The sequence below is a fragment of the Streptomyces sp. NPDC034086 genome, assembly GCF_055575515.1.
Genome location: NZ_JBVISM010000033.1, coordinates 1 through 11,210, shown reverse-complemented (window position 1 = coordinate 11,210; position 11,210 = coordinate 1). Strand labels below are relative to the sequence as shown.

Annotated in this window: 9 protein-coding genes; 6 read left to right on the top strand and 3 right to left on the bottom strand. The window is 70.4% G+C overall.

Translation table 11 applies throughout. From position 1 onward, the window contains the following. Positions 1-95 precede the first annotated feature (95 nt). Complete coding sequence (fabG, locus tag ACZ514_RS32110) at positions 96-881, bottom strand: 3-oxoacyl-ACP reductase FabG (protein ID WP_468175935.1); 786 nt, start codon at positions 879-881, stop codon at positions 96-98. A 253-nt stretch (positions 882-1,134) separates the two neighbouring features. On the opposite strand from fabG, the gene ACZ514_RS32105 reads away from it, so the two are divergent. The 6 genes from ACZ514_RS32105 to tpg all read left to right on the top strand — a co-directional run bounded on the left by ACZ514_RS32105 (position 1,135) and on the right by tpg (position 8,181). Then, on the top strand, positions 1,135-2,406 hold the full coding sequence (locus ACZ514_RS32105) for a beta-ketoacyl-[acyl-carrier-protein] synthase family protein (protein ID WP_468175932.1): 1,272 nt from the start codon (positions 1,135-1,137) through the stop codon (positions 2,404-2,406). Continuing rightward, positions 2,403-3,662, top strand: coding sequence for a ketosynthase chain-length factor (locus ACZ514_RS32100; protein WP_468175929.1), 1,260 nt, complete (start codon positions 2,403-2,405; stop codon positions 3,660-3,662). Before ACZ514_RS32105 ends, ACZ514_RS32100 begins: the two co-directional genes overlap by 4 nt. A 168-nt stretch (positions 3,663-3,830) precedes the next feature. Beyond that, complete coding sequence (locus ACZ514_RS32095; RefSeq protein WP_468175926.1) at positions 3,831-4,334, top strand: flavin reductase family protein; 504 nt, start codon at positions 3,831-3,833, stop codon at positions 4,332-4,334. A 23-nt stretch (positions 4,335-4,357) separates the two neighbouring features. Beyond that, positions 4,358-5,275: an MBL fold metallo-hydrolase gene (locus tag ACZ514_RS32090; RefSeq protein ID WP_468175923.1), complete on the top strand. Its 918-nt coding sequence runs from the start codon at positions 4,358-4,360 to the stop codon at positions 5,273-5,275. Positions 5,276-5,391: 116 nt separating this feature from the next. Next, on the top strand, positions 5,392-7,623 hold the full coding sequence (gene tap, locus ACZ514_RS32085; RefSeq protein WP_469126323.1) for a telomere-associated protein Tap: 2,232 nt from the start codon (positions 5,392-5,394) through the stop codon (positions 7,621-7,623). 3 nt (positions 7,624-7,626) lie between these two features. Further along, the gene (tpg, locus tag ACZ514_RS32080) at positions 7,627-8,181 is read left to right on the top strand and encodes a telomere-protecting terminal protein Tpg (protein WP_469126322.1); all 555 of its coding nucleotides are present in this window, start codon (positions 7,627-7,629) and stop codon (positions 8,179-8,181) included. 145 nt (positions 8,182-8,326) lie between these two features. Here tpg and ACZ514_RS32075 read toward each other — a convergent pair whose 3' ends face one another. Beyond that, entirely contained in the window at positions 8,327-8,800 is a 474-nt protein-coding gene (locus ACZ514_RS32075; RefSeq protein ID WP_388946398.1) for a MarR family transcriptional regulator, read from the bottom strand. Beyond that, on the bottom strand, positions 8,797-9,513 hold the full coding sequence (locus ACZ514_RS32070) for a hypothetical protein (protein ID WP_323188313.1): 717 nt from the start codon (positions 9,511-9,513) through the stop codon (positions 8,797-8,799). Before ACZ514_RS32070 ends, ACZ514_RS32075 begins: the two co-directional genes overlap by 4 nt. Between the last annotated feature and the right edge of the window lie 1,697 nt (positions 9,514-11,210).

The following is an 11,210-nucleotide window of genomic DNA, read 5'->3' as shown; positions in this document are numbered from 1 at the left end:
CCGGAGCCGAGACCGTGATCTCGTGCTCCACCTCCCGCAGACCGGACTGCGACATGCTCATGACTCCTTCAGACTCGGGACGAACCGTTCGGGGATCAGAAGTTGCCGAGACCACCACAGACGTTCAGCGCCTGCGAGGTGATGGAGGCAGCGGTGTCCGAAGCCAGGTAACCCACCAGCCCGGCGACCTCCTCCGGCGTCGAGTAGCGGCCCAGGGGGATCTTCGCCTGGAACTTCTCCAGAATCGCTTCCTCGGTCGCGTCGTACGCGGCGGCATAGCCCTGCCGCACCCGCTGCGCCATCGGCGTCTCCACGTACCCGGGGCACACCGCGTTCACGGTGATGCCCGTCGGGGCCAGCTCGTTGCCCAGTGCCTTGGTGAAGCCCACCACACCGTGCTTGGAGGCCGAGTACGGAGCACCCAGGACAACGCCCTGCTTGCCCGCCGTCGACGCGATGTTGATGATCCGGCCCCAGTTCTTCGCCCGCAGACCACCCGTGGTCAGCGCCTCGCGCGTCACCCGGAACACACTGTTCAGGTTCGTGTCGATGACGTCGTGCCACAGTTCGTCGTCGATGTCGGCCGTCACACCACCGCCGGAACGGCCCGCGTTGTTCACCACCACGTCGACACCGCCGAAACGGTCGACGGCGCCCTGGATCCACGTCCGGACCCCCTCGGCGGACCGGACGTCCACCACCGCTCCGTCCACCTCGAGGCCCTCGTCCTGGAGCTGCTTCACGGTCGCGGCGACATCGCCCGCGTTGCGGGCACCGATGAACACCCGGTGCCCCTGACCGCCCAGCAGCCGGGCCACTGCCAATCCGATCCCACTGGTCGCACCCGTGACGACAGCAACCCGCCCAGCCTGCTCCGACATTCGAACTCCTCGATGCTCAACTACGTGACCTACGGGCAGGCTCCGGGCCCCCGCTGGAGGCCAACTCGAGCCGGCCTCGGAATCGCCCGCGTCAGCACTCCTGGACAGCGGCCCGGCCGTCCCACCATCAGGGTTCGATCAGGCATCGAGTGGGGTTTCCCAGGCTCGGACGGCAGCAGGTTGCGAGAGGCAGGCGCGCCGCAAGCGCCGTACCGAATGCTCAGCAGAAGGACTCACTCGTGAAGGACACTCAATGAGCCGACGCGTCGTCATCACCGGAATCGGCGTGGTCGCACCCGGGGGGGTAGGCACCAAGGAGTTCTGGTCCCTCCTCACCGCCGGGAAGACCGCCACCCGCGCCATCAGCCTGTTCGACGCCTCCGCGTTCCGCTCCCGTATCGCCGCAGAGGCCGACTTCGACCCCCTCGACCACGGCTTCACCGCCGAAGAGGCCCTGCGGCTCGACCGGGCCGCGCAGTTCGCGATCGTCAGCGCGGACGAGGCCCTGCGCGACAGCGGCCTCGCCGGCGCCGACCTGGACCCGACGCGCACCGGAGTCACCCTGGGCAGCGCGGTCGGCTGCACCACGGGACTCGACACCGAGTACAACGCGGTGAGCCGGGGCGGCAGCACCTGGCAGGTCGACCACACGCTGGCGGTCCCCCACCTGTTCGACTACTTCGTACCGAGCTCGATGGCGGCCGAAGTGGCCTGGCGCGTGAACGCCCAGGGCCCCGTCTCCGTCGTCTCCACCGGCTGCACCTCCGGCCTCGACTCCATCGGCCACGCCGTCGAGCTGATCCGCGAGGGCAGCGCCGACGTGATGATCACCGGCGCCACCGAGGCTCCGATCTCCCCGATCACCCTCGCCTGCTTCGACGCGATCAAGGCCACGTCTCCGCGCAACGACGACCCCGAGACCGCCTCCCGGCCCTTCGACGCCACCCGCAATGGCTTCGTCCTGGGCGAGGGCTCCGCCGTCCTGGTGCTGGAGGAACTGGAGAGCGCCCGCAAGCGCGGCGCCCACGTCTACGCCGAGATCTCCGGCTTCGCCAGCCGCTGCAACGCCTACCACATGACCGGCCTCCGGGCCGACGGCGTGGAGATGGCCGAGGCCATCAAGGTCGCCCTCGACGAGGCCCGCCTCGACGCCACCGCCGTCGACTACATCAACGCGCACGGTTCGGGCACCAAGCAGAACGACCGCCACGAGACCGCCGCGTTCAAGCGCAGCCTCGGACAGCACGCCTACGAGGTCCCGGTCAGCTCCATCAAGTCGATGATCGGCCACTCCCTCGGGGCGATCGGCTCCCTCGAAGTCGCCGCCAGCGCCCTGGCCATCGAGTACAACACGGTGCCGCCCACCGCCAACCTGCACACCCCCGACCCCGCCTGCGATCTGGACTACACCCCGCTCACGGCGCGCGAACAGCGCACCGACACCGTCCTCAGCGTCGGCAGCGGATTCGGTGGCTTCCAGAGCGCCATGATCCTGACCCGCCCGCGCCTGGGAGATGCCGCATGACCACCGAAACCGCAGCCCGCCCCGGCGGCACGAGCCTCTCCCCGGCCGCCGCGCCCGTCGTCACCGGCATCGGTGTCACCGCCCCCAACGGGCTGGGTACCGAGACCTGGTGGAAGGCAGTCCTGCGCGGCGAGAGCGGCATACGCCCGATCACCCGCTTCGACGCCGGGCAGTACCCGGCCAAGCTCGCCGGCGAGGTCCCCGGCTTCAACGCCGCCGACCACATTCCCAGCCGCCTCCTGCCGCAGACCGACCACATGACCCGGCTCGCGCTCACCGCGGCCGACGAGGCGCTCGCCGACGCCGGGATCGACCCGGCCGAGCTGCCCGACTTCTCCGCCGGGGTCATCACGGCGAGTTCCGCGGGCGGCTTCGAGTTCGGGCAGAAGGAACTCGAAGCCCTCTGGAGCAAGGGCAGCCAGTACGTCAGCGCCTACCAGTCCTTCGCCTGGTTCTACGCGGTCAACACCGGCCAGATCTCCATCAAGAACGGGCTGCGCGGCCCCAGCGGCGTGCTGGTCACCGAGCAGGCCGGCGGTCTCGACGCGGTGGCCCAGGCCCGCCGCCAGCTCCGCAAGGGGCTCCGGCTGGTGGTCACCGGCGGTGTGGACTCCTCCCTCTGCCCCTGGGGCTGGGCGGCCCACCTCGCCGGCGGTGAGCTGACCACCAGCGAGGACCCCGACCACGCCTTCCTGCCCTTCTCCCCCGACGCCGACGGCCACGTCGCCGGCGAAGGCGGTGCCCTCCTGATCCTGGAGGACGCGGCCGCCGCCCGCGAACGCGGCGCCGAGATCTACGGAGCCGTCGCCGGTTACGCCACCACCTTCGACCCCGCGCCCGGCTCGGGCGGCGCACCGCGGCTCCGGGCCGCCGCCGAACTGGCCCTGCGCGAGGCCGGGCTCACGCCCGCCGACGTCGACGTGGTCTTCGCGGACGCGGCGGGACGGCGTGACGCGGACCGCGCCGAGGCCGAGGCCCTCACCGCCCTCTTCGGGGAGTACGGCGTCCCGGTGACCGCCCCGAAGACGATGACGGGCCGGCTCGCCGCCGGAGGCGCTTCCCTCGACCTGGCCGCCGCCCTGCTCTCCCTGCGCGACCAGGTGATCCCGCCCACCGTCAACGCCGGCCCGCCCGCGGCGGACTGCCCGGTCGACCTCGTGACGGAGGCCCGGCCCGGGCGGCTGCGTACCGCTCTGGTCCTGGCCCGCGGCCGGGGCGGCTTCAACTCGGCCATGGTGGTCCGCGCCGACCGTTAACGGCGTTAACGCCACGGCGGCCCCGGCGGGCGGCGTCCCCCGGCGTTAACGCCGTTAACGCCACCCCGGCCCTCGGCGGAGGAGCCCGGGCGTTAACGCCGTTAACGCCGCCGTGACGCACACGTCCCGGCCGCCCCACACCTCACTCTCCAAGAGCCAGGAGGACCGTTGCCCCCCATCGACCCCGTCGACTTCGCCCGCACGATGGCGCACGTGCCCACCCCGGTCACCGTCGTGACCACCGTGGACCAGGCCGGACAGCGCTGGGGCTTCACCGCCAGCTCGTTCAGCTCGCTGTCCCTCGACCCTCCCCTGGTGCTGGTCTGCCCGGCGAAGACGGCCTCCTGCCACGAGGCCTTCGTCACCGGCGACCGGTTCCTGGTGAACGTCCTGGCGGCGGAGCACGCCGACATCGCCAGCAGTTTCGCCCGCTCGGGACACGACAAGTTCGCCGGAAGCCCCATGGAACCGTGCGAGTTCGGCCTCCCCGGCCTGCCGGACGCCACCGCCCGGATCGCCTGCACCCTCCACGACGTACTGGACGGCGGCGACCACAGCATCCTCGTCGGCCGCGTGGAATCCGTCTCCACGGGAGGCGCCGAGCCGCTGGTCTACTACAACCGCCTCTTCACCAGGCCCGGGGTGAGCCCGGTGCTCGCCTCCACCCCCTGAATGCCCTCGACCAGGAGAGAGCAGTGACCGAACGTTCACCGTCCGTCCCGCGGCTGCAAGAGGTCGCCGAAGACGTCTACGCGTACATCCAGCCGGACGGCGGCTGGTGCCTCAACAACGCGGGCCTGATCACCGCGGGCGGCCGCCCCGCGCTGATCGACACGGCCGCCACCGAGTCGCGGGCCCAGGCGCTGAAGGACGCGGTCGCGCGGGTCACCCCGCACGCTCCGGGCTTCGTCATCAACACCCACCCGCACGGCGACCACACCTTCGGCAACCGCCTCTTCGCGGACCAGGCGGTGATCATCGCCCATGAGGCGACGCGCGCCGAGATGGACCTCGCCGGTCTGCACCTCACCGGCCTGTGGCCCGAGGTCTGCTGGGGCGACGTCGGCGTGGAGCTCCCCTCCCTCACCTTCCGCGCCCCGATCACCCTCCACCTCGGAGACATCCGGGCCGAGGTGATGCACCTGGGCACCGCCCACACCAAGAACGACTCCGTCGTCTGGCTGCCCGAACAGCGCGTCCTGTTCACCGGCGACATCGTGATGTCCGGCGCCACGCCGTTCTGCCTCACCGGCTCGGTCTCCGGCTCCCTCGCCGTCACGGAGAAGCTGCGCGCGCTCGGCCCGCGGACCATCGTCTCCGGCCACGGCCCGGTCGGCGGGATCGAGCTGCTCGACTCCACCGAGGCCTACCTGCGCTACGTACAGGATCTCGCCGCGGCGGGCATCGCGGCGGGCCTCACCCCGCTGGAGACGGCGCGCGAGGCCGACCTCGGCCCCTTCGCCGAGCTCCTCGACAGCGAACGCCTGGTCCCCAACCTCCACCGTGCCTACGCGGAGGCCGCGGGCGCGGAGCCGGGGCACCACCTCGACATCGGGGAACTGTTCTCCGAGATGGTCGACTTCCACGGAGGCCTGCCCGCCTGCGCCGCCTGACACGAACCGCACGGGGGCGTTAACGCCGTTAACGGCGTTAACGCCCCCGTGCGGTTCGTGTGCGTTCAACGGTGCGGTTCACATATAGGCTGCTGCCGGAGGTACCGATGACCGAGATGAACGAACAGGCCACGCTCTTCGCAGCGGTCGACGCCCTGCTCGAAGAGGCAGCCGCACAGGACGGGCTCCCCCACCCCGACGAGCGCAAGCGCCTGCGCGAGGCCGCCGGTCTCAGCCAGGACCAGATCGCCAAGGCCCTCTCCGTCCGCCGCGAGACGGTCACCTCCTGGGAAACCGGCCGCACCTCACCGCGTCCCCCGAAGCGCGCGGCGTACGCCCGCCTCCTCGAGGGCCTCGCCGCCCGCCACCCCGTCGACGCCGTTGACACCCCCGGCCCGCGCCCCGCCGACCCCACCAACGGCGTTAACGCCGTTAACGGCACCACCCCCCGCCCCGAGCCCACACCCCCCACCGTTAACGCCGTTAACGCCGCACCCCACCCCGCCGCCGAGGAACCCGCCACGGCGGCCCCCCCGGCCACACCCCCGACCGTTAACGCCGTTAACGCCCCCGCGCCCGAACCCACCCCCGAGCTCCCGCCCACCGTTAACGCCGTTAACGCCCCGGCCCCCACCCGCCGCCCACCTCACCGCCCCGCCCCCACGCCCGCCCCCTTCGCGGGCAACGGCCCCCTCGCCGTCCTCGACGGCACGGGCCACGCCCACGCCGCCGGCGGCCTCCTGCTCCCCCACCCCACCTCCGACCTCCCCTCCCTCATCGCCTGGGCCCTCGGCCCCGACGCCGACCTCCGTTCCCCCCGCCTCCACCGCAACGGCAGGGACGGCGACCCCCTCCTCGTCCTCACCGCCCCCGCGGCCGAGCGCCTCGGTCTCCCCCTCGTCCTCGAAGACCGCCGCGCCCTGCGCCTCCCCGACAACCACCCCGTCGTCAAGCAGCTCACCAAGGCCAAGTGGCAGCTCACCCGCCGCGGCTTCGGCCCCTGGGCCCGCGTCTACCGCCCGGCCTCCCCCACCACCGGCCGCCAGTGCGTCCAGCTCGCGGTCCTCCCGTGGGGCGCCCTCGACCCCCGCGCCTGGGGCGAGGACACCGCCGACCTCCCCGCCCCCGAGCTCGCCGAGCTGCTCACCACCTACGCCGCCCGCGTCCTCACCCCCCGCGGCTCCACCGCCGTGACGGGCCTGGAACTCATGACGGCCCTGCGCCCGCCCACCCGCGCCGCCCGCAACCCGCAGACCAACGCCTGGGAGTCGGCACCCGTCCCCGGCTCACTCACCCGCCCCGTCGACCCGGCACCGCCCGAGGCCCCGGACGAGCACCCGGTGGTCGCCGCCCTCTACCCCCGCGCCCACCAGCGCACCCCGGACGAGGTCCTCGACGAGGAGGCGTACGACTGGATCCGCAATCCGGAGCTCCTCACCGACGCCGAGTGCGCCCGCACCCACGCCGTCGGCATCGACGTGAACATGGCCTTCGCCGCGGCCGCGAACCGCCTGACCGTCGGCCTCGGCCCCGCCGTCCACACCACCGCCCCCCGCTTCGACCCCAAGCTCCCCGGGTGCTGGCTCGCCGACCTCTCCTCCCTCTCCCTCGACCCGCGCCTCCCGAGCCCCTTCACCCCCCACGGCAAGCCCCCCACCGGCCCCGCCTGGTACGCGACCCCGACCCTCGCCTACGCCCAGGAGCTCGGCCACGACGTCCGGCCCGCCGAGGCCTGGATCCGTCCCGACCACGGCCCCTACCTCGACGCCTGGTACACCCGGCTCCGCGACGCCTACCTGGCCACCATGGCGGACCTCGGCATCACCGCCTCGCTCACGGAGTCCGAGTTCCTCACGGCCATGACGGCGTACAGGACGAACGTCCCCCGCACGGCCACGGCGGTCCTGTCCGCCATCAAGTCCACCGTCAAGGGCGGCATCGGCAAGCTCCGCGAGCGCCCCCAGGGCGCCTCCTACCGCCCGGGCGAGGCATGGCCCGCCCTGGAGCGCCCCACCTGGCGCCCCGACATCCGCGCCGCCGTCATCTCCACCGCCCGCGTCAACATGCACCGCAAAATGCGCAAGCTCGCCACCGAGGCCGGCCTGCACCCCGTCGCCGTCCTCTCCGACTGCGCGGTCTACCTCTCCGACGGCCCCAGCCCCCTGGACTTCCTCCCCCGCACCCCCGAGGGCAAGCCCCTCCCCGGCGGCTTCCGCCTCGGCGTCAGCCCCGGCATGGTCAAGCACGAGGGCACCCAGCCCCTCCTCTGGGCCGTCCAGCTCCTCGACCAGCACCTCAACCCGGCCCGCCACATCAAGGGCCACGACGCGGCAGCAGACGGCGAGTAACCGATGTCCGACATCTCCGACAGCCTCACCAAGGCCGACGAACCGCACTTCACCCGCCCCGTCCCCAAGTCGGCGGGCGCCCAGATGCGCTTCCTCGTCAAGCAGCTCAAATCGACGAAGGCCGTGGCCGCCACCCTCGGCATCTCCCGGCGCACGGTCGAGCGCTACGTGAAGAACGAGATCAAGCAGCCCAAGCCGGCCCTCGCGGCCCGCCTGGAAGCCGAGGTGCGCCGCCGCTGGCAGCCCCTGGTCCGCAAGCGCGCCCGCGAGCAGGCCGCGCGCACCACCGGCCTGGTCATCGAGACCCGCGCCCGCTTCGGCTTCACCGCCGCCCCCGGCACCACCGACGACGGCCGTATGCGCCGCATCACCCAGCACTTGCCCCCGGAGTACGCACGGCGCCTCTTCGCGGCCCAGGAAGCCGGCGCCACCGAGGCCCAGCTCCGCCACCTCACGGCCGAAGCCCTCCAGGAGATCTACTTCAAGGACAACGGCGCCCGCGCCGCCAGCCTCCTGGTCGAGTTCACCGACATCGACTACGTCGACTTCGCCTTCTAGCGCAGGGGGGACCCACCCCCACCCGAAGTCACAGAAGCCCCCTCAAGCCCCTGAAAGCCTTGGAGGGTCCCGGAACATCACCGGGACCCTCCAAGGCTCTTGAGCCACCCTCAGAGCCCTTCACAGGGCCCTCTTCACGCCGCACTCATCCCACGGCGTGCAACGTCCGCCGCCGCTTCGACTCCGCGGCCTTCTTCGCGGCGGCCTGGGCCGCACGCTTCTTCCGCTGCTCGGCCAGCTGGTCCTGATACTCCGCCACCGCCTGGTGGTAGCTGGCGACATAGCCGCGCGCGTCCAGCCGCTCGTCGGTGGCCATCTCGTTCACGGCCGCGACAGCGTCCTCGAAGGAGTTGTACCCGGCCAGCATCGGGTTGATCTGGTACACCCCGTTCCTGACCTTCCGCACGAGCTTGGCGAGCTCCAGGCTGCGCAGAGCGGCGTTGACGCTCGGCCGGCTCAGCTCCAGCATCCCGCCGATGGTGGCCTGGTCGATGAGGATCCGCCCGCCCGGCTCGCTCAGCGAACGCAACTTCAGCAGCACACGGTACGCGGCAGGCGGAAGGTCCAGGTCGGAGAGAAGCCCGTCGGCGTTGACCGCAGCGAATCGCAAGGTGCTCACTGAGCTGTCCCTTCTTCCTTGCGCTGTGCCCGGCTCAGCCGGCGCGCAGCGCGCTCTTTGGACCGTTCGGCCCGCAGTTCCTCGATTGCCTGCCGCATGTGGTCCAGCGACGGGAACCGCACCAGGTCGGGCAGGCTCGTGTCGCTGCGAATCTGCGAGATGGTGCTGTGCTGCTCCACCTTCACGAACTCACCCGCCGTCTCCGTCCCCGGGATGAACTCGGCCACCCGGTAACTGTAGGGCGGGTTGAACTGGTACACACCCCGCCGCACCTTGAAGACGATCCCATGAGACATGACGGTGTGCAGAGCCTCCGACGTCTTTGTCCGACTGACGTCCAGGATCGTAGCCATCTCCTCCTGCGTAAGTGGAATCCGCCCTCCCGCCCGCTGGCACGCGATCAGCAGCAGGATGAGCCTCAGGGGCAAGGCTTCCCTGAAGTACTGGGCAATCACCAGGAAGAACTCGAGGCTGTCCATCGAGAACGCATTTGGCTGACTCTGCGTCCCGTAGAACTCCAGCGGCTTGCGCTCACCGTCCAGCGTGAGCTTCCGGCTGGGATACCGCTTCGCCAGGCTGTCCAGATCCTTGACCGGAGCCAGCGGCTGACTCCACGCCGAGATCGCGTCATCAACGGGGAGATCAGGACGCGGCGCGCGCGACGGACTCGGCCGACGGCGCTGTGGCTCTGATGACACGAGGATGCTCTCCACTTCGTTGATCTGCAGAGAGAGTATGTCAACAAGGGTGACACTAATGTCACGCTCGTTGACGTTCGGCGTGTCTTGTGTCCCCCCAGGAGGGACACATCTCGGCCACGGCCCCTCTCCGGCCCCTCCCGGACCCCCGCACCCAACCCCTCCCCGCCCCCAAGCAGTTCGGCGACGTATCTCCACCAAAACGTCAGCCTACCCGACGTTTTGGCCCAAAAAGCGTCAGCCTCACTGACATTTTGCAGGAGTTCTGTCCCCCTAGAAGCGACACATCCTCCGAGTTATGTCCCTTCTGAGGGGACATAACTTTCCCCCCGTACCCCCTCTGACCTGCGGCAACGCATCTCCGTACCCTCTATAGGCCGTCCCCTGCCGCGCTGCGCGCACTCAATGCCGCCCTGAACCCGCTCCCAGACGTCGTTTCCTGACGCCCCACCACCAGAACGCAGGGACCCGAGTCCCCCGGACACCCTGTCCATAACCACGCAGAATCTGACTGATTCCTATCTCTATCCCCACATCACTTTGAATCACCCCGTCCTCCACCATTAACGGCGTTAACACCCGGACCCCTACCTCCAACAACCCTCCAGTGAGCCTCAAGCAACCCTCAGGACCCCCTCCACCAGAAAACCCCCAACAAAGTCGACACTCCCCCTTCAGCCAACGTCCGGGCCAATCACCGAACCGGAACAAAAACGCCCAACGAAAAAACCTTCACGAACTGGTGACAGCCACCCCTCCCCCAGGCCCACACAGCTAAGCGGAACCACCACACACCAGCTCTCAGCCACGAGGCAAAGTCCGAGAATCAACGCACACACAACTGCTCCAACTTGCCCTCCACCCCAGAACAAGCAGCCGCACAAGCCTCAACCCCACACCACCAGAACAACAACAAGCCCGCTTACCAGGGCCAGACCCCTCACCAACCAAAGCAAGGACCCTTCGACCTCAGCGGAGCCCAAGCCATCCTTCCGCCCCGGTACCGAGCGGACGGGCTACAGCCAGAGCAGAGCAAAGGACCGCTCTTCTCTTCCCAGAGCAAACGAAGGAGTCATGGCTGAAGCGGAGCGGAGGCCCCTTCGCTTCTCTCCCGAACGAAGCGAAGGCCGAAGTGAAACGGAGGAACTACACCCGGAGCGAAGCGGAGGTCAGAATCCTGGGTGGGGAAAGTCCACGGGCTTTCCCAAGCGAAGCGAGAGGTCTTCGGCTGGAGCGAAGCGGAGGCCAAGCCGCTTGGGTCAGCAAAGCCGACCCTTCCTCCAAGCGGAGCGAGGAGGCCTTCGGTCGGAGCGAAGCGGAGACCTAATCCCTGGGTGGGCGAAGTCCACCCTTCCTCCGAGCGCAGCGAGGAGGCCTTCGGCCGGAGCGAAGCGGAGGCCTGACTCCTTGGGGCCGGAGGCCCCTTCCCCCCGAGCGCAGCGAGGGGCCTTCAGCCGGAGCGAAGCGGAGGCCTGACCTTTTGGGTCGGCCAAGCCGACCCTTCCTCCGAGCGCAGCGAAGAGGCCTTCGGCCGGAGCGAAGCGGAGGCTTGCCCCCCCCCTTCCCTGAGCGCAGCGAAGGGCCCTCGGCCGGAGCGAAGCGGAGGCCGGCCAGGCCGAAGGCCTGGCACTGGCCGCGCAGCGGCCACCTCCGAGCGCAGCGAGGAGGCTTCGCTTCCCAGGCGCGCAGCGCCTGGGGTCCCGCTCCGCGGG